The sequence below is a fragment of the Leisingera sp. F5 genome, from assembly GCF_001593695.1.
Genome location: NZ_LUKH01000013.1, coordinates 84663 through 110825, shown reverse-complemented (window position 1 = coordinate 110825; position 26163 = coordinate 84663). Strand labels below are relative to the sequence as shown.

The 26163-nt window shown below is 62.4% G+C and carries 23 protein-coding genes and 1 tRNA gene; 9 read left to right on the top strand and 15 right to left on the bottom strand.

The genetic code is table 11. From position 1 onward, the window contains the following. The first annotated feature begins 36 nt into the window (after positions 1-36). The 3 genes from A2I95_RS11075 to murJ are packed head-to-tail and all read left to right on the top strand — an operon-like array spanning position 37 to position 5550. Entirely contained in the window at positions 37-1203 is a 1167-nt protein-coding gene (locus A2I95_RS11075) for a penicillin-binding protein activator (RefSeq protein ID WP_291729814.1), read from the top strand. Continuing rightward, a complete protein-coding gene (locus A2I95_RS11070) occupies positions 1163-4003 on the top strand; it encodes a [protein-PII] uridylyltransferase (RefSeq protein WP_291729813.1) in 2841 nt (946 codons plus the stop codon). Before A2I95_RS11075 ends, A2I95_RS11070 begins: the two co-directional genes overlap by 41 nt. Further along, on the top strand, positions 4000-5550 hold the full coding sequence (murJ, locus tag A2I95_RS11065; protein ID WP_291729812.1) for a murein biosynthesis integral membrane protein MurJ: 1551 nt from the start codon (positions 4000-4002) through the stop codon (positions 5548-5550). Before A2I95_RS11070 ends, murJ begins: the two co-directional genes overlap by 4 nt. 171 nt (positions 5551-5721) lie before the next feature. Here murJ and A2I95_RS11060 read toward each other — a convergent pair whose 3' ends face one another. Next, a complete protein-coding gene (locus A2I95_RS11060) occupies positions 5722-6408 on the bottom strand; it encodes a rhomboid family intramembrane serine protease (RefSeq protein ID WP_291729811.1) in 687 nt (228 codons plus the stop codon). A gap of 101 nt (positions 6409-6509) precedes the next feature. Between A2I95_RS11060 and trpS the strand changes: the two genes are divergently transcribed. Further along, complete coding sequence (trpS, locus tag A2I95_RS11055; RefSeq protein ID WP_291729810.1) at positions 6510-7538, top strand: tryptophan--tRNA ligase; 1029 nt, start codon at positions 6510-6512, stop codon at positions 7536-7538. A gap of 61 nt (positions 7539-7599) precedes the next feature. On the opposite strand, the gene A2I95_RS11050 is transcribed toward trpS, so the two are convergent. From A2I95_RS11050 to paaG, 5 genes are all read right to left on the bottom strand, one after another. Further along, a complete protein-coding gene (locus A2I95_RS11050; protein ID WP_291729809.1) occupies positions 7600-7815 on the bottom strand; it encodes a hypothetical protein in 216 nt (71 codons plus the stop codon). A gap of 103 nt (positions 7816-7918) precedes the next feature. Beyond that, positions 7919-8515, bottom strand: a complete 597-nt coding sequence (locus A2I95_RS11045; RefSeq protein ID WP_291729808.1) for a TetR/AcrR family transcriptional regulator — start codon at positions 8513-8515, stop codon at positions 7919-7921. 15 nt (positions 8516-8530) lie between these two features. After that, positions 8531-9841, bottom strand: coding sequence for a phenylacetate--CoA ligase PaaK (paaK, locus tag A2I95_RS11040; RefSeq protein ID WP_291729807.1), 1311 nt, complete (start codon positions 9839-9841; stop codon positions 8531-8533). A 15-nt stretch (positions 9842-9856) separates the two neighbouring features. Continuing rightward, entirely contained in the window at positions 9857-10282 is a 426-nt protein-coding gene (gene paaI, locus A2I95_RS11035) for a hydroxyphenylacetyl-CoA thioesterase PaaI (RefSeq protein ID WP_291729806.1), read from the bottom strand. Positions 10283-10284: 2 nt separating this feature from the next. Beyond that, positions 10285-11070: a 2-(1,2-epoxy-1,2-dihydrophenyl)acetyl-CoA isomerase PaaG gene (gene paaG / locus A2I95_RS11030; RefSeq protein WP_291729805.1), complete on the bottom strand. Its 786-nt coding sequence runs from the start codon at positions 11068-11070 to the stop codon at positions 10285-10287. Positions 11071-11195: 125 nt separating this feature from the next. Between paaG and paaZ the strand changes: the two genes are divergently transcribed. The 3 genes from paaZ to A2I95_RS11015 all read left to right on the top strand — a co-directional run bounded on the left by paaZ (position 11196) and on the right by A2I95_RS11015 (position 14381). Beyond that, positions 11196-13226 carry a phenylacetic acid degradation bifunctional protein PaaZ gene (gene paaZ, locus A2I95_RS11025; RefSeq protein ID WP_291729804.1) on the top strand — a complete coding sequence of 677 codons (2031 nt, stop codon included), beginning with the start codon at positions 11196-11198 and terminating at the stop codon, positions 13224-13226. Between the two features lie 84 nt (positions 13227-13310). Continuing rightward, positions 13311-14111 carry a PaaX family transcriptional regulator C-terminal domain-containing protein gene (locus tag A2I95_RS11020; RefSeq protein WP_291729803.1) on the top strand — a complete coding sequence of 267 codons (801 nt, stop codon included), beginning with the start codon at positions 13311-13313 and terminating at the stop codon, positions 14109-14111. A 193-nt stretch (positions 14112-14304) separates the two neighbouring features. After that, positions 14305-14381 (top strand) — tRNA-Met (locus A2I95_RS11015). Between the two features lie 67 nt (positions 14382-14448). Here A2I95_RS11015 and A2I95_RS11010 read toward each other — a convergent pair. Further along, positions 14449-15012 carry a TetR/AcrR family transcriptional regulator gene (locus tag A2I95_RS11010; protein WP_291729802.1) on the bottom strand — a complete coding sequence of 188 codons (564 nt, stop codon included), beginning with the start codon at positions 15010-15012 and terminating at the stop codon, positions 14449-14451. A gap of 209 nt (positions 15013-15221) precedes the next feature. Here A2I95_RS11010 and A2I95_RS11005 point away from each other — a divergent pair, with 209 nt between their 5' ends. Beyond that, positions 15222-15695 (top strand): nuclear transport factor 2 family protein, encoded by a 474-nt coding sequence (locus A2I95_RS11005; protein WP_291729801.1) that lies wholly within the window; start codon positions 15222-15224, stop codon positions 15693-15695. 69 nt (positions 15696-15764) lie between these two features. On the opposite strand, the gene A2I95_RS11000 is transcribed toward A2I95_RS11005, so the two are convergent. The 3 genes from A2I95_RS11000 to A2I95_RS10990 form a co-directional block, all read right to left on the bottom strand. Continuing rightward, positions 15765-16748, bottom strand: coding sequence for a GlxA family transcriptional regulator (locus tag A2I95_RS11000; protein ID WP_291729800.1), 984 nt, complete (start codon positions 16746-16748; stop codon positions 15765-15767). A 22-nt stretch (positions 16749-16770) separates the two neighbouring features. After that, on the bottom strand, positions 16771-19245 hold the full coding sequence (locus A2I95_RS10995; RefSeq protein WP_291729799.1) for an FAD-dependent oxidoreductase: 2475 nt from the start codon (positions 19243-19245) through the stop codon (positions 16771-16773). Positions 19246-19320: 75 nt separating this feature from the next. Continuing rightward, positions 19321-20841: a trimethylamine methyltransferase family protein gene (locus A2I95_RS10990; RefSeq protein WP_291729798.1), complete on the bottom strand. Its 1521-nt coding sequence runs from the start codon at positions 20839-20841 to the stop codon at positions 19321-19323. Between the two features lie 94 nt (positions 20842-20935). Between A2I95_RS10990 and A2I95_RS10985 the strand changes: the two genes are divergently transcribed. Next, entirely contained in the window at positions 20936-21850 is a 915-nt protein-coding gene (locus A2I95_RS10985; RefSeq protein ID WP_291729797.1) for a LysR substrate-binding domain-containing protein, read from the top strand. 1 nt (position 21851) lies between these two features. Here the strand turns inward: A2I95_RS10985 and A2I95_RS10980 are convergent, their stop codons facing one another. From A2I95_RS10980 to A2I95_RS10960, 5 genes are all read right to left on the bottom strand, one after another. Then, a complete protein-coding gene (locus A2I95_RS10980; protein ID WP_291729796.1) occupies positions 21852-22712 on the bottom strand; it encodes a metal ABC transporter permease in 861 nt (286 codons plus the stop codon). Beyond that, positions 22712-23590, bottom strand: coding sequence for a metal ABC transporter permease (locus tag A2I95_RS10975; RefSeq protein WP_291729893.1), 879 nt, complete (start codon positions 23588-23590; stop codon positions 22712-22714). The genes A2I95_RS10980 and A2I95_RS10975 overlap by 1 nt, the downstream gene beginning before the upstream one ends. Then, positions 23590-24495 (bottom strand): manganese/iron ABC transporter ATP-binding protein, encoded by a 906-nt coding sequence (locus tag A2I95_RS10970; protein WP_291729795.1) that lies wholly within the window; start codon positions 24493-24495, stop codon positions 23590-23592. The genes A2I95_RS10975 and A2I95_RS10970 overlap by 1 nt, the downstream gene beginning before the upstream one ends. 97 nt (positions 24496-24592) lie before the next feature. Next, on the bottom strand, positions 24593-25495 hold the full coding sequence (locus A2I95_RS10965) for a metal ABC transporter substrate-binding protein (RefSeq protein ID WP_291729794.1): 903 nt from the start codon (positions 25493-25495) through the stop codon (positions 24593-24595). 286 nt (positions 25496-25781) lie between these two features. Beyond that, entirely contained in the window at positions 25782-26162 is a 381-nt protein-coding gene (locus A2I95_RS10960) for a hypothetical protein (protein ID WP_291729793.1), read from the bottom strand. Position 26163 lies beyond the last annotated feature (1 nt).

The window sequence follows — 26163 nt, the reverse complement described above, 5'->3', positions numbered from 1 at the left end:
GCAGCGGCGCCGGGAGAACGGAGTTTCAAGTCCATTATGTTTGCTGTTTTCAAACGCGCCCGCAAGGCGGCACTGACAGCTGCCGCGGCACTTTCCGCCATTGCCCTGACCGCCTGTGACCCGGTTTCTCTTGGCACCGGCCCGACAATCAACACGTCCAAACCTGTGCCGGTGGCGCTGCTGGTCCCGCGCGGCTCGGCGCAGCAGGGCGACAGCGTGCTGGCGCAAAGCCTGGAGAACGCTGCCCGCATGGCGATTGCCGACCTGCAGGGCGTGCAAATCGATCTGCGGGTTTATGACACGGCCGGCAGCCCCGAAGTGGCCTCGGGTGCTGCGCAGCAGGCGCTGAAAGACGGCGCCCGTGTCATCCTGGGCCCCGTCTATGCCGAGGCCGCCAATGCCGCAGGCATCGCGGCACGCCAGCGCGGCGTGAACGTGCTGGCCTTCTCGAACAACCCTGCGATTGCCGGCGGCAATGTCTTTATCCTGGGCCCGACCTTTGACAATACTGCGCGCAGGCTGACCAGTTTTGCAGCCCGTAATGGGAAGCGAAACATTCTGATTGTCGGCGGCAACGATGCTGCCGGGGTTGCCGGGCGCACTGCCATTCAGCGCGCGGCCAGCCAGACCGGTGCCAATATTGCAGGCAGCGTCGGCTATGAGCTGTCGCAGCAGGGCGTGATCAACGCCATTCCGGCGATCCGCAATGAATCGCGCCAGGCGGATGCGGTGTTCCTGACCTCGACAACCGCAGGCGCCTTGCCGCTGCTGGCTCAGCTGCTGCCCGAAGCCGGTGTGGATCCGGCAGAAAAGCAGTACATCGGCCTGACCCGTTGGGATATTCCGGCCCAGACCCTGGCCTTGCCCGGCGTACAGGGCGGCTGGTTTGCGATGCCCGACCAGGGCAAGGTGCAGCAGTTCAGCGCCCGCTACCAGGCGAGCTATGGCGGTTCGCCGCATTCGATCGGCAGCCTGGCCTATGACGGGATTGCCGCAATCGGCGCGCTGGTGGCTGCTGGCAAATCGGACGCCCTGACCTCCGCCGCGCTGACCCAAGGCGCCGGTTTTCAGGGGGCCGGCGGCATCTTCCGCCTGCTGTCTGATGGCACCAACGAGCGCGGCCTGGCGGTTGCCACCATCCAAGAACAGAAGGTCGTGATCATTGACCCTGCCCCAAGCAGCTTCACCGGCGCCGGATTCTGAACCCGCTGCCAGCGCCGCGCAACACGCGGCCAACGGCTTTCCCGAACCGCTGGGACCGCTGATCTGTGATCCCGCGGACATCTTTGATGCCGCCGCGGTCCGGGCGCAGATCAAGGCCCTGGCGGAAGACAACGCCCCCGCGGCCCTGCGCGGGGAAACCGTCAAGATCCTGAAGGCGGCAAACAAGGCTGGGCGCGCGGCGATTGCCGCGGCCTTTGCCGCGGCCCCCTTTGCGGCGCGGAATTTGACCCGCTCCTACACATTCCTAACCGACGGCCTGGTGACCACGGCGCTTTATGTGGCGGGCGAATTGCTGCATCCTTTGGCCAACCCGACCCGGGGCGAGCGTATCGCGGTGATCGCGGTCGGAGGCTATGGCCGGGGTGAAATGGCCCCTGCCTCAGACGTCGACCTGCTGTTTTTGACACCCTACAAGATCACTGCCTGGGCGGAGAGCGTGATTGAATCCATGCTTTACATCCTGTGGGACTTGCGGTTGAAAGTCGGCCATTCCAGCCGCACCATCAAGGACTGCATCCGTCTGGGCGGCGAAGATTACACCATCCGCACCGCAATGCTGGAGCACCGGTTCCTGGCAGGGCACGGACCGCTGGCAAAAGAGCTGGAAAAGCGTCTGAAGGCAGAGCTGTTTTCCCAGGACGCGCCTGACTTCATCGAGGCGAAACTGGCCGAGCGCGACGCCCGCCACCTTAAGCAGGGCCAGCGTTACATGGTTGAGCCCAACGTGAAAGAAGGCAAAGGGGGCTTGCGCGACCTGCAATCGCTGTTCTGGATCGCCAAGTATCTTTACCAGGTGCAGGACGCCGAAGATCTGGTGCCGCTGGGTCTGTTCCGCCCCGCGGAGATGGAGCGGTTCGCCAAAGCCGCAACCTTCCTTTGGGCAGTGCGCTCGCATCTGCACCTGGCCACCGGCCGTGCCACCGAGCAGCTGACTTTCGACCTGCAGGTCGAATTGGCCAGCCGCATGGGATACCAGGACAAGGCCGGCCGCCGCGGGGTGGAAATCTTCATGCAGGAGTATTTCCGCCATGCAACGCGGGTCGGCGATCTGACCCGGATCTTCCTGACAAAGCTGGAGGCCAGCCAGCAAAAAGGCGCGCCGCTGCTGGAGCGCATCTTCCGTCGGCGCCCGCGGATCAAGCCCGGCTACAAAGTGGTGCACAACCGGCTGGATGTGCTGGATCCGGAGGCCTTTCTGGCCGACCGGGTGAACCTGCTGCGGATTTTCGAGGAAGCCCTGCGCACCGGCATGCTGATCCATCCCGATGCCATGCGGCTGGTCACCGCCAACTTGCGCCTGATTGATGACGGCATGCGCAACGACAGGGAAGCCCGGCGCATCTTCCTGGACCTTCTGCTGAAACACGGCAATTCCGAGCGGGCGCTGCGGCGGATGAACGAACTCGGCGTGCTGTCGGCCTTCCTGCCGGAATTCGAACCCATCGTGGCGATGATGCAGTTCAACATGTATCACTCCTATACGGTGGACGAGCACACCATTCAGGTGATCGCCAACTTCGCCGCCATCGAACGCGGCGAGCTGGAGGATGAGCTGCCGCTGTCCTCCTCGATCCTGCGCAAGGGGCTGAACCGCAAGGTGCTGATGGTGGCGATGCTGCTGCATGACATCGGCAAGGGCCGGGTGCAGGACCATTCAATCCTGGGCGCGCAGATTGCCCGCAAGGTGGCACCGCGGCTGGGGCTGAAGCCGTCGGAATGCGAAACCGTGGAATGGCTGGTGCGCTATCACCTGCTGATGTCGGACATGGCCCAGAAACGCGACATTGCCGACCCGCGAACGGTGCGCGATTTCGCCAAGGCGGTGCAAACGGTCAAACGGCTGGACCTGCTGCTGTTGCTGACGGTCTGCGACATCCGCGGGGTTGGCCCGAACACCTGGAACAACTGGAAAGCCGCCCTGCTGCGGGCGCTTTACGGCCAGACCCGCGCAGCGCTCGAAGGCGGCATGGAGGCGCTGAACCGCGAACACCGCGGGGCGTCGGCCAAGAAAGCCCTGCGCGAGGCGTTGCAGGATTGGTCCAAAGCCGACCTCAAAACCGAAACCGCCCGGCACTATCCGCCCTACTGGCACGGGCTGCACATCACCGCCCATGTGGATTTCGCCGAGATGCTGCGCGATTACACCGCCAAGGGCGATCCAAGCGAGGTGATGATCCGGCTTTACCCGGATGTCGACCGCGACGCGACCCGCGCCTGTTTCGTGATGGAGGACCATCCCGGCATCTTTGCCCGCATCGCCGGCGCGCTGGCACTGGTCGGCGCCAATGTGGTGGATGCGCGCTCCTACACCACCAAGGACGGCTATGTGACCGACGCCTTCTGGATCCAGGACAGCGAAGGCCACCCTTTCGATCCGATCCGCCTGCACCGGCTCAAGCAGATGATCGAAAAGACCCTGAAGGGCGAGGTGATCACCCGCGATGCGCTGAAATCCCGCGACAAGATCAAGAAACGCGAGCGCGCCTTCAAGGTGCCGACACATATCACCTTCGACAACGACGGCTCGGAAATCTACACCATTATCGAGGTCGACACCCGCGACCGTCCCGGCCTGCTCTATGATCTGGCCCGGGCGCTGGCCTCGGCCAATGTCTACATCGCCAATGCGGTGATTGCGACCTACGGCGAACAGGTGGTCGATGCCTTTTATGTCAAAGACATGTTCGGCCTGAAATACTATGCAGAGTCCAAACAGCGGACGCTGGAAAAGAAACTGCGCGAGGCAATTGCTGCTGGCGCAAAACGGGCGGATACATGAAACCGATCAAACTGCTATCGGGCTTCCTGACCGTCGGGTTCTGGACGCTGGCAAGCCGGATCTTGGGCTTTGCACGCGAGATCCTGATCGCCGCCTTCATCGGCCCCGGCCCGGTGCTGGATGCCTTTATCGTGGCCTTCCGCCTGCCCAACATGTTCCGCCGCTTCTTCGCCGAAGGTGCCTTTAACGCGGCCTTTGTGCCGGCTTTCTCCAAACGCTACGAGGCCGGCGAGGATGCCGGAACTTACGCCCAACAAGCCTTTAACCTGCTTGCCGCAGCAGTACTGGCACTGGTTGGCCTCGGCATGGTGTTCATGCCGGGGCTGGTCTGGCTGACAGCGGGCGGGTTTGTCGGCGATGCGCGCTTTGATATGGCAGTGGGATACGGCTACATCGTCTTTCCCTACATCCTGTTCATGTCGCTGGCCGCATTGTTTTCCGGGGTTCTGAACGCCACAGGGCGCTTTGCCGCCGCTGCCGCCGCACCTGTGCTGCTCAACATCTTTGCCTGTGCAGCCATGGCAGCCGGCGCCCTGCTGGGCGGAGATGTTGTGATCTGGCTGGTCTGGACCATTCCGGTTGCAGGTGTGGCCCAGCTGGCGCTGGTCTGGGTTGCCGCCGCCCGTGCAGGCATTGCCCTGCGCCCCGGCCTGCCCCGCTGGAACACCGAGATGCGCAGCCTGATGACTGTTGCCGTGCCGGCGGCGCTGGCCATGGGGGTCACCCAGATCAATCTGGTTGTCGGGCAATACGTGGCCTCTGACATCGAAAAAGCGGCCAGCTGGCTGTTCATCGCGGACAGGCTGTACCAGCTGCCGCTGGGTGTTGTCGGCATCGCGGTTGGCATCGTGCTGCTGCCCGCCCTCTCCCGCCGCCTGCGCGCCGGAGACAGTGCCGGCTCGCAGGACGCCCTGTCACGGGCCGGGGAGTTCTCCCTTCTGCTGGCCGTGCCCTCCGCCGTCGCCTTCATCACCGTGCCGGTGCCGCTGGTCTCGGTTCTGTATGAGCGCGGCGCCACCGGACCTGAGGATGTAGCCGCCATTGCCATCGCCGTCGCCATCTATGGTGCCGGCCTGCCCGCCTTCATGCTGCAGAAGGTCCTGCAGCCGCTCTATTTCGCCCGCGAAGACACCAGAACCCCATTCCGCTACGCGCTGGCGGCGATGGTGGTGAACGCCGCGCTGGCCTTTGGCCTGAAGCCGGTGCTGGGCTGGATCGCCCCCGCCATCGCCGCCTCCGCTGCCGGCTGGGTGATGGTGGCACTGCTGGCACTCGGCGCCCGCAGCATGGGGGATGAGGCCCGGTTCGACACCCGTTTCCGCACCCGTGCCTGGCGCATCCTGGCGGCCTCTGCCGTAATGGGGGCGGTGCTCTATGGCGCAGCCTCAGCCGCGGGCTGGCTGTTTATGCTGGACTACTGGCGCTACCTGTCCCTGCTTGGCCTGGTGGTGCTGGGCGGCGTGGTCTACTTCGCCGCAGGCCAGACCCTTGGCGCCTTCCGCCTGTCGGAGTTCCGCACCGCCCTCAGCCGCCGGAAACAGGCCTGACCCCCGCGCCCCTTCGGGTCGGCCCCGCCTGCAATCGAAAGGGCGCCTTCAGGGAAAACCTGCCCCTGAAGCGCTTCTCAGCAGACCTCCCGCCGCGCGTCAGCGCGGCCCGGCCCAACGGCTGGAAATGCCCCGTCAGGGGCATCGGCAGCGGGCGGGAGCGCTCCGGTCTCAGTCGTGGCGGATACGATTGCGGATCCGCGCCCAGCCGCCCGGCGCCAGGAAGAACGACAGCCCGAACCCGGTGGCAAAGCCTGCCAGATCCGCGACCCAGTCCTTCTGGCCGCCAAACAGCAGCCCGAACAAGAGCTGCGCCCCCATCAGAAAGGCTATCAGCGAAAACGCCCGGCTCTGCTGCGCCCCGACCGAGGCCAGCGACCGCCACAATAGAAACGTGAACGCCCCGATCAGGCCATAGACCGCCGGGAAGCCGCCAATCAAAGGCTGGCCGCCGCTGATCAGCAGCGCATAGCCCAGCGCGCCGCCAGCACCGGACAGCACAAAGATGATAACCATCGCCAGATCGCCCATCACCTCGCCTACCATCTTGCCCATCGCCAGGACAAAGACGCAGACAAACAGCGCGTGGGTAAAGGCACCGTGCACAAAGGGATACGACACAAAGCGCAGCAGATGCTCCGGCAGCCAGCGGCCACTTTCCTGCATCCACCAGAAGATCTCGCTGGAGAACGCATAAGACTGGATCGCCTCCAACCGCCAGCCGATCGCCGATGCGTCGCCTAAGATTCCGCGGGCGCCGAGCGAAAACACCGCCTCGATCCCGATGATGATCAGCACGATTGCAATAACGGCTGCAGGCAGCGGGTTGACCGGTGCGGTATTTTGCGGACTGCTCATTGAGTCTCCTTATAGTGCGGAACTCTCCGCACCTGTTGACCTATCCAAGCCCCATGGGTAAGCCACCGGGGTTGCTATTTCCAGACGGGAGTTACGCCTAGATGAGCGAAACCACATTCACCCCGCGCGTCTTTTCGGGGATTCAGCCCTCCGGCAACCTGCACCTGGGCAATTACCTCGGTGCCTTGAAGCGGTTCGTCGACTGGCAGGCCAAGGATGTGGAGTCCATCTATTGCATGGTGGACCTGCATGCGATCACCGTCTGGCAGGATCCTAAGGACCTGATGAAATCCACCCGCGAACTCTGCGCGGGCTTCATTGCCGCCGGTCTGGACCCGGAAAAATCCATCCTGATCAACCAGTCCCAGGTGCCCGAACACGCGCAGCTGGCCTGGATCTTCAACTGCGTCGCCCGCATGGGCTGGATGCAGCGGATGACCCAGTTCAAGGACAAGGCCGGCAAGAACGCGCAGAATGCCTCGCTCGGCCTGTTTGCCTATCCGGCGCTGATGGCGGCGGATATTCTGACCTACCACGCCACCCATGTCCCGGTGGGCGAGGATCAGAAACAGCATCTGGAGCTGACCCGCGACATCGCAGCCAAGTTCAATCACGACTATGGCGTCGATTTCTTCCCGATGACCGAACCGGTGATCGAAGGCGCGGCCACCCGGGTGATGAGCTTCCGCGACGGTTCCAAGAAGATGTCCAAGTCGGACCCGTCGGATGCCAGCCGCATCAACATGACCGATGACGCCGACACCATCGCCAAGAAGATCCGCAAGGCCAAGACCGACCCGGAGGCGCTGCCCTCCGAGGCCAAAGGCCTGGAAGAGCGCCCCGAGGCGCGCAATCTGGTGAACATCTATGCCGCCCTGAACGAACAGAGCGTCGATCAGGTGCTGGCCGATGTCGGCGGCAAGCAGTTCTCCGAGTTCAAGCCGATGCTGGCGGATCTGGCGGTGTCGAAACTGGCGCCGATTTCAACCGAGATGGCGCGGCTGATGGGGGAGCAGGACGAGATCGACCGTATCCTGACCCGCGGGTCCGAACGCGCGCGTGAAATCACCGCGCCGATCCTGCGCAAAACCTATGAGATCGTCGGCATGGTGCCGCCGGTCCAGCTATAACCACCCCACGCTGCGTCAGCGGGCCAATCAGGCTTGCTGACGCAAACCGCAGCCGTGTTCTCTATTCTGCGTCCGGCGCGGGTTGCCGACGGGAAATCAACCCGTATTTCAGCGCAAAAGACCGCAGTGAAAATCTGCCGCCAAAGGATTTCAGCTGCGGGCGGCCCGATTGGCGGTCGAATTCGTGATTGTCGATCACCCGCTCCGCACAGCCGCAGCCTTCGCCCAGACCGACCTTCTTGTAATAGAACTTCTCGAAACTCTCAGGGTTTGCCATGCCGCCCTCCTATTGGGGCGAAAGTCTAACGCGAAGCGGCGCAAACGCAAAAGAATCTGTGCCGCCTGTTTGCCTCAGGCAATTGTGCGGGCTTGCGCAGGCGTCAAAGCCCTTTGATTCCATTCAAAACCAGATCGGCAGCCAGCCGCGCATAATCGTCGCGTGCCTTGGAACCAGCGCCGGAATTCCACATGTAATACCAGTTCAGCATGCCGAAGACCGACATGGTCGCGCCGCGCAGCTTGGCCGTTTCGCCCTCAAACACGTCGGGCGCCACCGCCGCCAGCGCATCACTCACAAACTGCACCATTTCACGCTGATAGGCGCGCAGCAGCTTCTGCTGATCCTCGGGCAGCGCGCCCATGGCGCTGATCTGCACCTGATGCTCGTGATCTGCGCCCTGATAGGCCAGCATGATTTCCGACACGATGCGGCGCAGCCGGTCCTCGGGGCCGCAGCCCTCCAGCTCCACCCCGCAGACCCGGTCGCGCAACTCGCAAAGGTAGGTATCAAGGAGGCCAAACAGCACGGCATCCTTGCTGTCATAATAGTGGTAGATATTCGCCTTGGAGATCCCGCATTCGCGCGCCAGCTGGGTCATTGACGCCCGGTCATAGCCTGCTTCCGCAAACACTTTGGCTGCGGATTTCAGGATCAGCGTGCGTTTCTGATCATGGTCTTTTGCGATGGTGCGGGCCAAAACTCACTCCCCCGTTCAGGACTTGCCGCGGTTGTCGACGACGCGCTTGGCCTTGCCCTGGCTGCGCTCAACCGATCCCGGGTCGCCTACAATGATCTCGGTGGAAACGCCAACCATATCCTTGATCCGCTTGGTCAGCATCCGCGCCGCGGCGGTCTTGCTCAGCTCATCCGTGGCATCCGGATTGGCTTCCACATAGACCCGCATCGCATCCATCCGGCCGGATTTATACAGCTCGATCTGGTAATGCGGCGCCAGCCCGCCAGTGGCCATCAGCTGCTCTTCCACTTGGCTGGGAAAGACATTGACGCCGCGCAGGATGATCATGTCGTCGCTGCGCCCGGTGATCTTCTCCATCCGCCGCATCGAGCGCGCGGTGCCCGGCAGCAGCCGGGTCAGGTCGCGGGTGCGGTAGCGCACCATCGGCAGGCCTTCCTTGGTCAGCGTGGTGAACACCAGCTCCCCCATCTCGCCATCCGGCAGCACCTCGCCGGTCTGCGGGTCGATGATTTCCGGCAGGAAGTGGTCCTCCCAGATCACCGGACCGTCCTTGGTCTCGACGCATTCATTGGCAACACCCGGCCCCATGATTTCGCTGAGGCCATAGATATCGACCGCATGCATGTCGAAGGCATCCTCGACCTCCTTGCGCATCGCGTCGGTCCAGGGTTCGGCCCCAAACACGCCGACCTTCAGCGAGCTTTCCCGCGGGTCCATGCCAACCTTATGATACTGCTCCAGGATGTTGAGCATATAGGACGGAGTCACCATGATGCCATCGGGCTGGAAATCAGTGATCAGGCCGACCTGTTTCTCGGTCTGCCCGCCCGACATCGGCACCACGGTCGCACCCAGCCGTTCAATCCCGTAATGGGCGCCCAAGCCCCCGGTGAACAGCCCGTAACCATAGGCGTTATGCACCATGTCGCCCTTGCGCAAACCAGCCGCGCGCAAAGACCGTGCCACCAGATCGGCCCAGTTGCTGATGTCATTTGCGGTATAGCCCACCACAGTCGGCTTGCCGGTAGTGCCGGAGGACGCATGCAGGCGCATAATCTGTTCGCGCGGCACCGCAAACAGACCAAAGGGGTAATTGTCGCGCAGGTCGTTCTTGTAGGTGAAGGGAAACTTCGCCAGATCCGACAGCTGCTGCAAATCGTCCGGGCGCACGCCCGCCTCGTCGAACCGCTGCTTGTACATCGGCACATTGTTGTAGGCATGGCGCAGCGACCATTTCAGCCGCTCCAGCTGCAGAGCGCGGATTTCGTCGATCGAGGCGATCTCGATCGGGTCCAGATCAGCCTTGTTGGGGGTCAGGTCTTTCATGGCATCCTCCACGCCTTATTCGTCAAACAACTGGCCTTTGACCGCCCGGGAAAAGCCCCGGAATTCGGCAATCTGCCGGCCGTCCTGATTGGTCACAGTCACGTCGTAAATGCCGCTGCGCCCGGTCAGGGAAATCTCGCGGGCCTTGGCAATCAGCTTGTCTCCCAGCCGCCCGGGCGCGGTGAAGCTGATCACGTTGTGCTGGGCCACGGTCGACTGGTTGCGGCTGTTGCAGGCAAAGGCAAAGGCGCTGTCGGCCAGCATAAACGTGACGCCGCCGTGGCAGATGCCATGGCCGTTGCAGTGGTGCTGCGCAATGGTCAGCTCCAGCGTCGCCTCGCCCTCGTCCACATGGGTGATCTCCATCCCCGCCCACTTGGACGCACGGTCTTCCGCCCACATGGCAGCAGTGGATTTTTCGGCACGCTCTTTCGGGGTCATGGTCATTTGCCTTTGAACACGGGGGCGCGCTTTTCCAGGAAACTGGCAACGCCTTCCGCGTAGTCTGCACTTTCGCCGCAGGTCTTCATCGCGTCTGCCTCAGTTTCCAGCTGGTCTGACAGCGTGTTGACCGCCGCGGCTTGAATGCACTGCTTGGTCAGCCCCAACCCCAGCGTTGGGCCACCCGCAAATTTCTCCGCCATGGCGCGTGCCTCAGCCATCAGCCCGTCATCCGGCAGAGCCTTCCAGATCAGTCCCCACTCCTCCGCCTTCTTCGCAGGCAGCGGGTCAGCCGTCAGGGCCAGACCCTTGGCACGCGCCTCGCCCAGCAGGCGCGGCAAATGCCAGCTGCCGCCGGTATCCGGGATCAAGCCGACCTTGGAAAAGGACTGAATGAACTTGGCGCTCTCGGCGGCCAACACCATATCGCAGGCCAGCGCCAGATTGGCCCCTGCCCCGGCAGCCACACCGTTCACCGCGCAGATCACCGGGAAGTTCAGCGAGCGGATCAGCCGCACCAGCGGCGCGTAAAATGTCCGAACGGTCTGGCTCAGGTCCGGCGGCCCGTCCATCTTGCGCGGGTCGCGGTCGCCCAGATCCTGGCCGGCGCAGAAACCGCGCCCAGCGCCGGTCAGCAGCACCGCCCGGGCACCGCCGTCGCGTGCACCTTCCAGCGCTGCGCGCAAGGCGTTGTGCATATCCTCGTTGAAACTGTTCAGCCGGCCCGGGCGGTTCAGGGTGATCTCCACCCAGGTCCCGTGGTCCTCCACCAGAATTGTATCGCTCATCGCTCCCTCACCCTGTCAGCGGTGCATCTGACAAATTCCTTGCATAAACCGACCGGACGGTCAATATATCTCAGCATCGGATTCCAGCCAGCCGGCCCCGCCGGCCTGACGAAAAGGACAGCATCATGAGCCTTCAAGAGATTTCCAGCTTTGCAGCGGGTCAATGGGTCGCACCGGGCGCAGGTGCGCGCAACATCTCCAGCGCCATCACCGGCGAGGTGATCGCCAGCGCCGGCAACGACGCGCTCGACGTGCAAGGAATGCTCGACTACGCCCGCACCGTGGGCGGCGCCAACCTGCGCAAGCTGACCTTCCACGACCGCGCCCGGATGCTGAAGGCGCTGGCCGGCCACCTGAACCAGCACAAACAGGCGCTCTACGATCTCAGCTTTGACACAGGCGCCACCCAGTCCGACCATATGATCGACATCGACGGCGGCATCGGCACCATGTTCGTCTTCGCCTCCAAGGGCCGCCGCGAGATGCCGGACGGCCACGTCTACCTCGACGGCGATGTCGAGCAGCTGAGCCGCAACGGCACCTTCCTGGGCCAGCACATCTGCACCCCGCTGCGCGGTGTCGCGGTGCACATCAACGCCTTCAACTTCCCGGTCTGGGGCATGCTGGAAAAACTGGCCCCTACCCTGCTGGCAGGCGTCCCCGCCATCGTGAAACCCGCGACCAACAGCTGCTATGTGACAGAGCTGGCGGTGAAACTGATGCTCGACAGCGGCATCCTGCCCGAGGGTGCGCTGCAACTGGTTTCCGGCGGCCTGGGCGACATGCTGGACCACCTGAACATGCAGGACGTGGTCAGCTTCACCGGCTCCGCCAATACCGCGCTGAAACTGCGCGCCAACCCGGTGATCCTGGAAAACTCGGTCCGTTTCGTCGCCGAACAGGACAGCCTCAACGCCTCGATCCTCGGCCCCGACGCGCAGCCCGGCACGCCGGAGTTTGACCTGTTCGTCAAGGAAGTCAGCCGCGAGATGACCACCAAGGCAGGCCAGAAATGCACCGCCATCCGCCGCATCATCGCGCCGCAAGCGCAAGTGGATGCGGTTATCGAAGCGCTGTCAGGCCGGCTGGCGAAGACGAAAATCGGCGACCCGCGCCTGGAAACCACCCGCATGGGCGCGCTGGTCTCCAACAGCCAGAAACGCGACGTGCTGGAGAAGGCCGCGATCATCGGCCAGGAGGCCGAGCGCGTCTTCGGCGACCCGGCAAACTTCTCCGTCGATGGCGCCGACGCTGAAAAAGGCGCCTTTGTGCCGCCGATGCTGTTCCACTGCGCCGACCCCGACAACGCCCAGCGCGTGCACGACACTGAGGCATTTGGCCCCGTCTCCACCATCATGGGCTACCGCGATCTGGACCACGCAATTGAACTCGCCAATCGCGGCCAGGGCTCGCTGGTGGCCTCGGTCATCACCCACGACCCTGCCACCGCCCGCGAGGTCGCCATCGGCGCCAGCGCCTACCACGGCCGCCTCTACTTCAACAACCGCGACTCGATGAAGGAGAGCACCGGCCACGGCTCCCCCCTGCCCCACATGGTGCATGGCGGTCCGGGCCGCGCCGGCGGCGGCGAGGAACTGGGCGGTGTGCGCGGCGTCAAACACTACATGCAGCGCACCGCCATTCAGGGCTCGCCCGATATCCTGTCCGCAATCGGTGAGAAATGGGTGCCTGGCGGTGCCGAGATCAAAGGCCCGGCGCACCCCTTCACCCGCAAGTTCGGCGAATTGTCCATCGGCGAGACGCTCCATACGGCGCCACGCACCGTCACGCTGGAAGATATCGAGACCTTTGCCCATTTCACCGGCGACACCTTCTATGCCCACATGGACGCCGCCGCCGCCAAGCGGAACCCGTTCTTCCCGGGCCGCGTCGCCCATGGATACCTGCTGCTGTCCTTCGCCGCCGGCATGTTTGTCGAACCCGGCGAAGGCCCGGTTCTGGCCAATACCGGCCTTGATAACCTGCGCTTCATGAAGCCCATTTCCGCCGGCGAAAGCATCAAGGTGCGGCTGACGGTCAAGAAGAAGACCCCGCGCAATGAGGACTACGGCGAGGTCCGCTGGCACGTCACCCTCACCAATCAGGACGGCGAGATTGCGGCAGAGTATGAGCTGCTGACGATGAACGCATTCTGAACCTGCGCAAAAGTGGTAGGCAGCGGTAACGCTGCCGTGCGCCCGGACTGGTCTAACCGGTCCGGGCGAACTATATTTATCCCTATGAACGAACAGCAAAACCCCTGGTTTGACACCACCGTCCAGCAGCTGAACGACCCGCAGAACCAGCGGGTCTGGTCGGTAATCGTGTCGCTGTTCGGCGATCTGGCCCAGGACAAGGGCGCCCAAATCAGCGGCAGCGCCCTGACCCGCATCATCACTCCGATGGGGATCAAGCCCGAAGCAATCCGGGTGGCGCTGCACCGGCTGCGCAAGGATGGCTGGATCGAAAGCGCCCGCGCAGGCCGTGCATCTATCCACTATCTGACCGAATACGGCCGCAACCAATCCGCCGCAGTGACGCCCCGGATATATGGCCGCAGTGCCGCAGCGCCTGGTGACTGGCATGTGCTCATCGCCGAGGATGGCACCGGCCAAGCCACCCTGGACGAGGTCCTTCTGCTACCCAACTACGTGGCCGTGAACCGCACCACTGCCCTGGGACATGGGCCGATACCGCACAATCTGGATGACATATTGGCCGCAAAGGTCAGCAGCATCGCAGTTCCAAGCTGGCTGAAGAAACGTCTGTTTCCTCTGCAACTATGTGAAGCCTGTAAGGAATTGCAGCAGGATCTGGAACAAATTGCTCCGCCGCCAACCCGGCTGACTCCGGCTCAAACCGGTACTCTGCGCACCTTAATCGTACACCGCTGGCGCCGCGTAGTTCTGCGCCATCCGGATCTGCCCTCCGGCTTCCATCCTGAAAACTGGACCGGCGAGACCTGCCGCACGCTGGTGTTTGCCCTGCTGGACAAACTGCCCCGCCCGGATCTGGCAGAGTTCGACAGCCTGTCGGAATAAACCGTGCTGCAAGCAGCCCTCGCTCCCGCGACAGTGGTTGTGAAGGGTTTCCCCGGACAAAAAAGAACGCGCAAATGTTTGAAGTTAAGCCGCTTTTTCACGTGGTTTGAAAAATGCCCGAAGAATCCGTGATTCTCTCCCTTTTCTGCTTGACCCGGCAGGCCGCATTCCGTAAATCGCGTCCACACAGAGCGGCGGAGTAGCTCAGTTGGTTAGAGCAGCGGAATCATAATCCGCGTGTCGGGGGTTCAAGTCCCTCCTCCGCTACCACCCCTCCTCAAAACGCTGACAATCCAGGCGCCCGGCGGAAGATCTGCCGTGGATTTCGGCTTGAGACCTAACCGATAGCCTGAGCGATCAAACCCAGCGCCACCTGCCTCGCATCCCGGGCCGGAGCGCTGCTGTGACTCATCGCTGCCAGCACAATCGCCCCCTCCTTCAAGATCATCAGCTGACGGGCCAATGCCGTTGAATCCCGGACACCGGCCTTGGCAGCCAGCCCCGTGAAATGCTCCTGCAACAACCGCTTGTGCTCCGCCGATTGCACGTTGATCGGGTCCTGGCCAGACTGGTATTCAGCGCTCGCCTTGATGAACATGCAACCCTGAAAGCCGGGCTGCTCAAACCACTCCTCCAGCACGTCAAACAACGCCTCCAGCTGGCCCCGCGGAGTATCGGCACGCTCCTCCAGCCGCCGGTACAGCCAATTTCGGAAGTCCTCGTCCCTGAGCCGCAGCACCGCCAGGATCAGCTCCTCCTTGGAGCGGAAATGCTTGTAGATCGAGGTTTTCGACACCCCGGTCTCCGCCGCCACCAGATCCATTCCGGTGGCGTGGAAACCGTTCCGGTAGAACAGATCCAGCGATTTTCGAATCAGCTCGGCACGTTTGTTGGGCCGCATGACAGCTCCTGAGGCTCAGTTTTTTTGTACTGATCAGTACATATTATCCCCGTGGCTGCGGTCAAGCTAACCGGCCTAAATGCCGGCGTTTTGTGCGCTGAAACCCCGAAATCAGGAACGCCTCTGCGCAAGATTATCGATTCTGCCTCTTGATTTAATTTACCGATCTGTTCACTTTTGTTGCAAAGTTGACAGATCGGTAAACAAACATGACAGAAGCTCCCCGCCCCCCGCTGCCGCCCTTCACCCGCGAGACCGCAATTGCCAAGGTCCGCGCTGCCGAGGATGCCTGGAACAGCCGCTCGCCTGATATCGTGGCACCGGCCTATACTCTGGACACAGTCTGGCGGAACCGGGCTGATTTTCCCAACGGCCGCGAAGAAATCCACGCCTTCTTGAGCGGAAAATGGGACCGCGAACAGGATTACCGGCTGATCAAGGAGCTGTGGGCCTTCACCGGCAACCGCATCGCCGTGCGCTTTGCCTATGAATGGCGCGATGCCGGCGGCCAGTGGTATCGCTCCTATGGCAACGAAAACTGGGAATTCGCCGAGGATGGCCGCATGGCGCACCGCTTTGCCTCGATCAACGACTTGAAAATAAGCGGAGAAGACCGCCTATTCCATTGGCCGCAAGGCCCGCGTCCGGCGGATCACCCCGGCCTCAGCGATCTCGGTCTTTGACCAGAAGAGGCGCACCGCGTTATACCTTGCCGGGTAAATCATCGGGTCCGGCAAGGCACAGCAGGAATGTTAAAACGGCCGTTCCTGATGCGGTGATTTACCAAAATACCGGCGGTAGACCTTGGCAAAGTGGGTCTGGCTGTTGAACCCGGACGCCAGCGCCACATCAATGATCCGCATGTTGGTCTGCAACAGCAGGCTGCGGGCATAATCCAGCCGCAGCTTGGTGTAATAGACCTTGGGCGTGGTTTGCAGGTATTTCGAGAACAGCCGCTCCAGCTGGCGTACTGACAGGCCAACCAGGTCTGAGATGCCGCCAGGCGTCAGCGGCTCCTCCAGGTTGCTGCGCATCAGGCTGAGCGCGGCAGCGAGTTTTTCATGCCGAACGCCAGTCCGGCCATATTCGGAAACCGTCTGATCCTGATTGCCCTTGCGCGCCGAAGAACAGACCATCAGATCCGCCGCTCCCGTTGCGACGGCAGCCCCGTGATGATCCGAGATCAGGTTCAGCATCATGTCGATGGTGGCAGTGCCGCCGGCGCAGGTGATCAGTTTTCCGTCCATGGTGAACAGCGAGTTCCTCACCTCCACGTCCGGATGCGCCTCGGCTAGAACGGCCCGCAGCGCCCAATGGGCCGAGACCTGGCGTCCCGTCAGCAGCCCGGAGCGTGCCAGCGCCAGCACACCGCCTCCCAACGCCCCAAGCGCCGCCCCCATGCGTTGCGCTTTACGCAGCCAGCCCAGAACCTTAAGCGACCCCCCCGGCTCCTGCCCCTGGCCGCCGCAAACAAAGATCATATCGCCGCGCAGAAGTCCCGGCAGGCCGCCGTCTACTGCCACGCCAAGCCCGTTCGGAGCGGTGACGGACAGGCCGTCTTCGCTGACCACGCGCCAGTTATAGCGCGCGGTCCCGTCGTGTGTGTTGGCCGCCTCCAGTGCTGCCACCGCGCTGGACAAATCCAGCGGTGAAAACGTCGGCAGCAGCAGGAAGATGCAGCGGCAGGCCGGTGCCGCCTCCACCGCTTCGGGGAGCGTCCGCATGGGGCTGGTCATGATGTCCGCTCCCCCGCTCTGATCAGGCGCGCATGTTGGCGCCATTGGCGTCGTAAACCGGTGCGCCCAGCACCTCAACGTCATACATCTCGCCCAGGATCTCCACCTGCAGCCTGGTGCCGGCCGCCGCGTGTTCCGCCGTCACATAGCCCATCGCCATCGAGGTCTGCGCGTGATGCGCATAGCCGCCCGAGGAGATATAGCCCACCGCTGCGCCATCCTTCAGGATCGCCTCATCGTTCGACACATCAATGCCGTCCACGTCGATGGTCATGGTGACCAGCTTGCGGCTGGGGCCTGCTTCCTTGGCAGCCAGCGCGGCCTCCTTGCCGACAAAATCCTTCTTCCAGTTGATGAAGACATCCATGCCGCTTTCCGCCGCGTCGAAATCGGGACGGAAGTCCAGCGTCCACACGCCCCAGCCCTTCTCCAGCCGCATCGACATCAGCGCCCGCGCCCCGTACCAGCGGTAGCCCAGATCGGCGCCCGCGTCCTCAATCGCCTCCGCCAGGCGCAAGAGGTACTGCGGCTTGCAATAGATCTCATAGCCCAGCTCGCCCGAGAAACTGATCCGGTTCAAAATCACCGGCACGCCGCCCACAAATGTCTGGCGCAGGTCGCGGAACTTGAACGCCTCGGCAGAGACATCCTCGCGCGTGATCCGCTGCAGCAATTCACGCGATTTCGGCCCCGACAGCGCAATGCCGTGCCAGTCGTCCGAGACATTCTGATAATTCACGTCCTCCGGCAGATCCTTTTCAAACCAGCGGCGGTGCGCCTCCTGCATGGCACCGGATCCGAACAGCATGAAGTGATCCTCGCCCAGGCAGGCCACGGTCAGGTCACCGTACAGCTTGCCCTTCGGCGTCAGCATCGGCGTCAGGGTCAGACGGCCCGGTTTCGGCACATACCCCGCCAGCACGTGGTCCAGATAGGCCCGCGCGCCCGCGCCCTTGAACTCATGCTTGGCAAAGTTGGCAACCTCGATGCCGCCCACCGCCTCGCGCACCGCGTTGACCTCGCGCGCCACATAGTCATGCGAGCGGTTGCGCTCAAACGTTGGCTCCTCATGGGCATCCTCGGGACCATCGGCAAACCACAGCGCATTTTCCAGGCCAAAGCCCTGCCCCATCCGCGCGCCCTTGGCGACCAAGCGATCGTACAGAGCAGTTGTCTTCTGCATCCGCCCCTTCGGCAGCGTCTCATTCGGGAAGGTCATCACGAAGCGGCGCTCGTAGTTCTCGGTCGATTTCACGGTGCCCCAGCCGGGGGTTGCAAACTCGCCAAACCGCGCCACATCCATCGCCCAGACGTCGATGGACGGCTCGCCGTCGATCATCCACTCGGCCATGGTCAGGCCGACGCCGCCGCCCTGGCAGAAGCCTGCCATGACACCCACGGCGCACCAGTAGTTCTTCATGCCCGGCACCGGGCCGATCATCGGGTTGCCGTCGGGGCCGAATGTGAACGGCCCATTGATCATGTCCTTGATGCCCGCTTCCCCGATTGCCGGGATACGCTCAAACGACATCTCCAGACGGTCAGCAATCCGGTCCAGATCGGGCTGCAGCAGCTCATGCCCGAAATCCCAGGGCGTGCCATCCACTTTCCAGGGCGTGCCCTTCGGCTCATAGGTGCCCAGCAGCATCCCCTGCCGTTCCTGCCGGAAGTAGATGTTGGCCTCATAATCGATGCCGGCCGGCAGGCGGGTCGGGTGGTTGGCGACCGCGTCGATCTTGTCGGTGATCAGGTAATGGTGCTCCATCGGCTGCACCGGCAGGTTGACGCCCTGCATGTGGCCGACTTCCCGCGCCCACAGTCCGCCGCAGTTCACGATATGCTCGGCATTGATCACGCCGTTTGGCGTTGTCACGTCCCAGCTGCCATCAGCGCGCTGGGTGGTGCCGGTCACCGGCGTATGGGTGAAATACTTTGCGCCATGCACCTTCGCCGCCTTGGCAAAGGCATAGGTCGCACCCGACGGATCCAGATCGCCGTCCTGATCATCCCACAGCGCAGCGTGATAATGTTTCGGGTCGATCAGCGGGTGGCGTTCGGCCACTTCCTTGGGGCTGATGAATTCCTGGTTCAGACCCATGTAACGTGCTTTCGAACGCTCGCGCTTCAGATAGTCATACCAGGTCTTGTTCGACGCCAGATAAAATCCGCCGGTGATGTGCAGGCCAACACTGTGGCCAGACAGCTCTTCGATCTCTTTATACAGGTCGATGGTATAGGATTGCAGCCGCGAGATGTTCGGGTCCGAGCTGATGGTATGGATCTGCCCCGCCGCGTGCCAGGAGGAGCCAGAAGTCAGCTCGTCTCGTTCCAGGAGCACCACATCCTTCCAGCCGAACTTGGCCAGGTGGAACAGGATCGAGCAGCCAACAACGCCGCCGCCGATGATCACCGCCTTGGCGTGGCTCGGCAGCTTCTTGTCGCCGGTGCTCTCTTCCTTGTGGATGTTAAGCGTCGATTGGGCAAAATTGTCTGACATGGGTTTTGTCCTCAGGTCTGGGGCAAGCGGCAGCTGGGCCGTGAGAGATCTTGGTTAGCGGGCCGAAGCAGCGGGTTAGTACCAGGCGTCCGGGATTTCTTCTTTGCGGCGGGCGACATAGGCGGAGAGTTCTTCCTTCACCGCTTCGTCCATCGGCGGCGCCTGATACTCGTTCAGCATCTGGTTCCAGCGTTCATAGGCGCGCTGGCGCATATCCTTGGAGCCGCCCTCCTCCCAGCTTTCGACATTCTCGCTGTCGCTTAGCTTCGGCTCATAGAACGCGGTCTGGTAGTTGCGCATGGTGTGGCCGGAGCCGAGGAAATGGCCGCCCGGTTCCACCTCGGTGTAAGCATCACGGGCAAAGGCTTCGTCGCTGGTGTCCAGGCCTTGACTCAGCACCTTCTGATAAGATCCCAGCCGGTCCGCATCCATGATCAGTTTCTCAAACCCGGTGCACAGGCCGCCCTCCATCCAACCGGCTGAATGCAGGACGAAATTCGCGCCCGCCAGCATGGTCGAATGCATCGAGTCGGCACTTTCATAAGCCGCTTGCGCATCCTCGATCTTGGACGCCGTCAGCGACCCGCCGCAGCGCAGCGGCAGGCCCGCACGCCGGGCCAGTTGGCCAATGGCATAGTTCGACACTACCGGCTCCGGCATGCCAAAAGTCGGCGCGCCTGATTTCAGCGACATGGACGACAGGAAGTTGCCCAGCACAAAGGGCGCGCCCGGGCGCACCAGCTGGCTGAAGGCACAGACCATCATCGCCTCCGCCATCGCTTGCGCCACAGAAGCCGCAGTGGAGACCGGCCCCATCGCGCCCGTAAGGATAAACGGCACAACGATAATTCCCTGCCCGCGGGCGCAATAGGTGCGCACGGCTTCGGTCACCACCTTGTCCACCAGCAGCGGCGAGTTGGTGTTCACATTGCCCATGATCACGCAGTTTTCGTCCATGACATCTTTGCCAAAGACGATCTCGGCCATATCGACACTGTCCTGCGCCCGGCTCATCTCGGTGATCGCACCCAGATGCGGTTTGTCGCTCAGCGTCATATGCGCATAAAGCATGTCAAAATGGCGCTTGCTCACCGGCACATCGCAAGGCTCGCAGATCACCAGCCCGCCATGATGCAGGTTCGGATGCATATAGGTAAGCTTCACCAGTTTCTCAAAGCTCTCCATATCGCCATAGCGCCGCCCGCCTTCCAGATCGCGCACAAACGGCGCGCCATAGATCGGGGCAAAGACCTGATTGGTACCGCCAATGGTTACCGAGCGTTCCCGGTTGCGGGCCAGCTGGGTGAATTCCCGCGGCGCCTTGGCGCACAGGGCCCGGATCCACTGCGCATCCGCACGGACGGTGTCGCCGTCGATCCGCGCGCCGGCTTCTTTCCAGATCCGCAGCGCCTCCGGATCGTCACGGAACGCAATGCCGACATCTTCAAAGATCCAGTCCACCTGGGCCTCGATCTTGGTCAGTTTCTCCTCATCCAGCACATCAAAGAACGGCAATGTGCGCTGGACAAAGGGCGATGCAGGGGCACCCGCCGGGGCGGTGTTTCGATCGCGGGATGCGCGGGCGCGTCGGGCCATGGGGCTCTCCAGTCTCCAAATGATGACTCACACTATTCCCGCCGCCCGCGTTTGTGACGGTTGAAAAATCTGATCGTTTGGATAATCAAGAGTTATGCAAGAACTCTGGAAGCTCCTCACCAGCCCCCGCCACTTGATTGTTTTCGAGGCCGCCGCCCGGCACGGCTCCTTTACCCGCGCGGCGGAGGAGCTGAACGTGCAGCAGCCGGCTGTCAGTGCCGTAATCAAGCAGATGGAAGCGTCATTGGGCGTTATTTTATTCCGCCGCAGCCACCGCAAGGTCGAGCTGACCGGGGCGGGAATGCGGCTGTATACTGATGTCTCCAAGGCGCTGGGGGACATCCTGTCCTCCGCCAAAGCAGTCCGGCAATTCGGGCGGAATGACCATGTCACGCTCAATTGCTCCTCGGCTTTTGCATACTACTGGGTGATGCCAAGGCTGACCCAGCTGCACGAGGCGCACCCCGATATCGACCTGCGGCTGCAAAGCTCGGACCGGGAGCCGGATATCAACACCGAAGGGATTTCTCTGGCGGTGCGGCGCGGGGGTGGCAACTGGCCGGGCTGCCATTCAGCCTTGATTGCGCCTGAGGTGATTTATCCAGTTGCCAGCCCGCGGGTGATGGCCTCGGCCGTCAATCTGGCAACAGTGCCGAACCTGCTGCACGAACGTTTGATCCACTTGGAGGAACCGATCCGCGAACGCCCCAGCTGGCAGCAGTGGTTTTTCCATTTCGGGGTGACGGGCCGGCTGCCCGCGGCAGGTTTGCGGCTCAACGATTACGCGCTGGTGCTGCAGGCGGCGATTGCCGGCGAGGGCTTTGCCTTCGGCTGGCAGCATGTGACGCAGCCGCTGATCAAACAGGGGTTGCTCGCCGCACGCACGGAATGGTCCTGGACCACCGGCGCGGGCTTCTATCTGGTGTGGTCCAAGAGCCAGGACCTGGTCCCTAACGCCGAACTGGTGCGGCAATGGCTCTTGGATATGGTACAATCCGGCCCCGCGTGACTTATGCGATCCCGGAAGGATCCTTGGCACGCCGCATCGAGGCCTGGCGGGTCAGGTAGAGCCGCCGCACGAAGGCGAGGATAAACAGCGCGGTCAGGATCAGCACAATGGTCGGCGCGGGCGCGCTGTCGAGAAAGAAGCTGGCATAGGTGCCCGCCAGCATTGAGAACATACAAACCAGCACGGCAACCCACAGCATGGTGCTGAACTTGCGCACCACCAGAAATGCGATCGCCCCCGGCGCAATCAGCAACCCGATCGCCAGGATCAGCCCCGCCGCCGACAAGGTTGCGACAATGGTCAGCGACAGCGCCGCCAGCAGCCCGTAATGCAGCACCGTCACCGGCAGGCCGGAGGCCTGCGCCTGGGCCGGGTCAAAGCTGTGCAGCAGCAGGTCTTTCCATTTCAAGACAAGCGCCGCACCGACCACCAGGGAAATGATGCCCGCCGTCAGCAGCTCATGCGGCTCCACCCCCAGCATGTTGCCGAACAGGATGTGATCCAGATGGGCGTTGGTCTCAACCGAGACATAAAGCACGATGCCAAGGCCGAACATGCCAGAGAACACCACCCCCATCACGGTGTCCTGCTTGACCCGGCTGTTGCCCGACAAATAGCCGGTGGCCACAGCGCAGAGCATACCTGCGGCAAAGGCGCCTAGGATCAGCGGCAGCCCCACGATATAGGCCAGCACGATGCCGGGCAGCACCGCATGGCTGACCGCATCGCCCATCAGCGCCCACCCCTTCATCACCAGAAAGCAGGAAAGCAAGGCAGTGGGCACAGAAACAATAAGCGAGATCAGAAAGGCGTTCTGCATGAACGCAAACTGGAACGGCATCAGCAGCGTATCGAGGTCCATTACACGGCTCCCTCTTGTGCCATGGACCCGCGCTTCAACGCCTCGCGTGCCTTGCGTTTGGCGGCCAGCAGCCCGTGTTTCGGTGCAAAGACAAAGACCGCCAGGAAGATCAGCGTCTGCAATGTCACGATGATGCCGCCAGTAGCGCCGTCCAGGAAGTAGCTGGCATAGGCGCCAAAGAAGCTGGTGAGGGCGCCGATCAGCACCGACACCATGATCAGCCGCGGGAAGCGGTCGCACAGCAGATACGCCGTCGCGCCGGGCGTCACCACCATGGCGATCACCAGAAAGGCACCGACGGTTTGCATTGCCGCGACCACCGAGGCCGACAGCAGCACAAAGAACACTGCTTTCAGCAGCCCGGGCCTGAGGCCAATGGTGCGGGCGTGGTTTTCGTCAAAGAAGGTGACCATCAGGTCTTTCCACTTGGCCAGCAGCACCGCCAGCGAGACAAAACCGATGATCGCCAGCTGCAGCGTGTCCTCGGGTGTGATCGCCAGGATGTTGCCCATGGTGATGGTCTGCACCGAGACCGACATCGGGCTGATCGACACGATGAACAACCCAAGGCCGAAGAAGGAGGTGAAGATCAGGCCGATGATCACATCAACCTTGAGGCCTGAGCGCTCCGACAGGAACAGCATCGCCCCCGCCGCTAGCCCGCCAGCGATGAACGCGCCCAGCGCAAACGGCAGGCCCAGAATGTAAGCCCCCGCCACACCCGGCACCACCGAGTGCGAGAGCGCATCACCGATCAGCGACCAGCCTTTCAGCATCAGGTAAGCCGACAAAAAGGCGCAGACGCCGCCGACCAGGGCTGAGACCCACATCGCATTGGTCATATAGCCGTAGGAGAACGGCTCCAGCAGGTATTCCATCATTCCTGTTCCCGGCTCTCGCGGGTCTGCGTTCTTTCGCCGTATTGGACAAAGGGGCGCTCGTCGTCGGTCAGGATGGTGACCTCGCGGGTGTCGCCGTCATCATGCAGCGCATCGCCGCCCAGGGTGAAATGCCGCAGCACCCCGCCAAAGGCATGTTCCAGATTGGCGCGGGTAAAGGTGGTCTCGGTCGGCCCGAACCCCAGCACCGTGCCCTTGACCAGCACCGTGCGGTCGCAGAACTCGGGCACGCTGCCCAGATTGTGGGTGGAAACCAGCATCACCCGGCCCTCCTCGCGCAACTCGCGCAGCAAGGCGATGATCTGCTCTTCGGTTTTTACATCGACGCCGGTAAAGGGCTCGTCCAGCAGGATCACCTGCCCGTCCTGCGCCAAGGCACGGGCCAGGAACACCCGCTTGCGCTGGCCGCCGGACAGTTCGCCGATCTGGCGGTGGCGGAAGTCCTGCATATTGACCCGGCGCAGGGCCTGATCGACGGCCTCGTGATCCACTGCCTTGGGGCGGCGCAGGAAACCCATATGGCCATAGCGGCCCATCATCACCACATCCTCAACCAGCACCGGAAAGGCCCAATCGACCTCCTCGGATTGCGGCACATAGGCGACCAGGTTCTTGCGCAGTGCTTCCTTGACCGTGATGCCAAGAATGCGGATTTCGCCATGTGCGGCCGGCACAAACCCCATGATCGCCTTGAACAGGGTCGATTTGCCGGCCCCGTTCACCCCGACCAGCGCCGCAACGGTGCCGCGGGGAATGGAAAAGCTCGCATTCCACAGCGCAGTATGGCCGTTCCGGTAGGTAACGGTGACATCTGTTGCGGCGATCCCGTCATCGGCGGGCGTGGCGCTGGTATTCATTATGTGGGTCTCGCTGGCATCAAGCATGGGGCTGTCCTGCAGAGTTACACACAGAAAATGTGCTTTGTGAAATGAAATGCCCCGCAACATGTGCTGCGGGGCGGAGATATTTACCGTGAAAAGCTCAGTTGGTGACCTCGGTCAGACCACGTGCCACAGTTTGCGACGTGACCCTGAGCAGGTCCAGATAGGTGGGCACCGGGCCATCCGCTTCGCTGAGCGAGTCGACATACAGCTCACCGCCATAGGCGACGCCGGTTTCACGGGCCACCTGCTCAGCCGGGGCGGTGTTCACGGTGCTTTCGCAGAACACCACCGGGATATCGTTGGCCCGCACCCCGTCGATCACACCGCGCACCTGCTGCGGGGTGCCGACCTGGTCGGCGTTCATCGGCCACAGGTACAGCTCCTTCATGCCGAAATCGCGGGCCAGGTAGCTGAAGGCGCCTTCGCAGGTCACCAGCCAGCGCTGATCTTCGGGGATTGCTGCGATCGCCTGGCGCAACGGATCGATCGTGGCGCGCAGCCGGTCTTTGTATTCGCCCGCGTTCTTGACATAAACGGCAGCGTTTTCCGGATCGTGTTCGGCAAAGGCTTCGACGATGTTGTCGATATAAATCAGCGCGTTATCCAGACCCATCCAGGCGTGCGGATTGGGCTTTCCCTCATAAGATCCGGCAGCGATCGGGATCGGGTCGATCCCGTCGGTCAGTGTCACCGAAGGCACGTCCTCCATATTGGACAGGAACTGTTCGAACCACAGCTCCAGGTTCATCCCGTTCCACAGGATCAAATCCGCATCAGACGCCCGCACGATATCACGCGGGGTCGGCTCATAGCCGTGAATCTCTGCCCCCGGCTTGGTGACCGAAACAACTTCGGCGGCATCCCCCGCCACATTTGCTGCCATGTCTGCCAGCACGGTGAAAGTGGTGACAACCTTCATCTTGTCTTCAGCCATGGCGGCACTGGCCGCAACAGCCGCAACAGCGGCGGCGGAAACTGTCTTGAGCAGGTTCGGGAACATCCGATTCTCCGTTTTGAACGATGTCTTTGATGCATCGTTATTGCAAATCATTCGCAACTGTCAACGAAAATGAGAATGATTTGCAAAAGCAGCTCGCCCCGCAGAACAGGCTGCCCTGTAACCGCTCCCTGCCAAATGGTTAACAGCAGTTAACGGCGTCTTAATGTTGCCCGGATCGCAACCGGCATTTCGCCCCAATCACCGCCTAAACCTGAAGCTGCAGCCAGAACGGCGCGGGACTGAACCTGATCCTTCGACCTACTGAGCGAGCACATTTCCCATGATTTCACCTGGACATCTCTCCAGCTGTTCCGATGCTATCCGGCTGCTGATCACTGGCACAGCTGAGCCCGGCAGCCCGGCGCAGATTGTTCAACTGCAATGCAGCAGAACCCTGCGGCAACCGCTTTGCGAAGCGCTGGCCAACGGCTTGCTCCAGAAATTTCCTGGCGCCGCGGTTACCGCTGCAGACGAGCAGCAGGCCAGTCCAGACCTGACCTTGCGTTTCGTCGAACAAACTCAGTCGGTTGACTGGATCTCCGGCAGTTTGGCCTGGCAGCATAGCGACGGCCGCAGCGGCCAAGGCCCGGTCATCGAACAGTCGGTCATGGATGGGCAGCTGACCGCAGACGACCTTGCGGATTATGCCGCCCAATTGGTCCAGCACA

What these genes read in the sequence shown, in the direction of transcription:
- A2I95_RS11075 (WP_291729814.1), top strand. Translation starts at nt 37, where the DNA reads ATGTTTGCTGTTTTCAAACGCGCCCGCAAGGCGGCACTGACAGCTGCC.
- murJ (WP_291729812.1), top strand. Translation starts at nt 4,000, where the DNA reads ATGAAACCGATCAAACTGCTATCGGGCTTCCTGACCGTCGGGTTCTGG.
- A2I95_RS11060 (WP_291729811.1), bottom strand. Translation starts at nt 6,408, where the DNA reads ATGAGCAGTCCGCAAAATACCGCACCGGTCAACCCGCTGCCTGCAGCC.
- trpS (WP_291729810.1), top strand. Translation starts at nt 6,510, where the DNA reads ATGAGCGAAACCACATTCACCCCGCGCGTCTTTTCGGGGATTCAGCCC.
- A2I95_RS11050 (WP_291729809.1), bottom strand. Translation starts at nt 7,815, where the DNA reads ATGGCAAACCCTGAGAGTTTCGAGAAGTTCTATTACAAGAAGGTCGGT.
- paaK (WP_291729807.1), bottom strand. Translation starts at nt 9,841, where the DNA reads ATGAAAGACCTGACCCCCAACAAGGCTGATCTGGACCCGATCGAGATC.
- paaI (WP_291729806.1), bottom strand. Translation starts at nt 10,282, where the DNA reads ATGACCCCGAAAGAGCGTGCCGAAAAATCCACTGCTGCCATGTGGGCG.
- paaG (WP_291729805.1), bottom strand. Translation starts at nt 11,070, where the DNA reads ATGAGCGATACAATTCTGGTGGAGGACCACGGGACCTGGGTGGAGATC.
- paaZ (WP_291729804.1), top strand. Translation starts at nt 11,196, where the DNA reads ATGAGCCTTCAAGAGATTTCCAGCTTTGCAGCGGGTCAATGGGTCGCA.
- A2I95_RS11020 (WP_291729803.1), top strand. Translation starts at nt 13,311, where the DNA reads ATGAACGAACAGCAAAACCCCTGGTTTGACACCACCGTCCAGCAGCTG.
- A2I95_RS11010 (WP_291729802.1), bottom strand. Translation starts at nt 15,012, where the DNA reads ATGCGGCCCAACAAACGTGCCGAGCTGATTCGAAAATCGCTGGATCTG.
- A2I95_RS11005 (WP_291729801.1), top strand. Translation starts at nt 15,222, where the DNA reads ATGACAGAAGCTCCCCGCCCCCCGCTGCCGCCCTTCACCCGCGAGACC.
- A2I95_RS11000 (WP_291729800.1), bottom strand. Translation starts at nt 16,748, where the DNA reads ATGACCAGCCCCATGCGGACGCTCCCCGAAGCGGTGGAGGCGGCACCG.
- A2I95_RS10995 (WP_291729799.1), bottom strand. Translation starts at nt 19,245, where the DNA reads ATGTCAGACAATTTTGCCCAATCGACGCTTAACATCCACAAGGAAGAG.
- A2I95_RS10990 (WP_291729798.1), bottom strand. Translation starts at nt 20,841, where the DNA reads ATGGCCCGACGCGCCCGCGCATCCCGCGATCGAAACACCGCCCCGGCG.
- A2I95_RS10985 (WP_291729797.1), top strand. Translation starts at nt 20,936, where the DNA reads ATGCAAGAACTCTGGAAGCTCCTCACCAGCCCCCGCCACTTGATTGTT.
- A2I95_RS10980 (WP_291729796.1), bottom strand. Translation starts at nt 22,712, where the DNA reads ATGGACCTCGATACGCTGCTGATGCCGTTCCAGTTTGCGTTCATGCAG.
- A2I95_RS10975 (WP_291729893.1), bottom strand. Translation starts at nt 23,590, where the DNA reads ATGGAATACCTGCTGGAGCCGTTCTCCTACGGCTATATGACCAATGCG.
- A2I95_RS10970 (WP_291729795.1), bottom strand. Translation starts at nt 24,495, where the DNA reads ATGCTTGATGCCAGCGAGACCCACATAATGAATACCAGCGCCACGCCC.
- A2I95_RS10965 (WP_291729794.1), bottom strand. Translation starts at nt 25,495, where the DNA reads ATGTTCCCGAACCTGCTCAAGACAGTTTCCGCCGCCGCTGTTGCGGCT.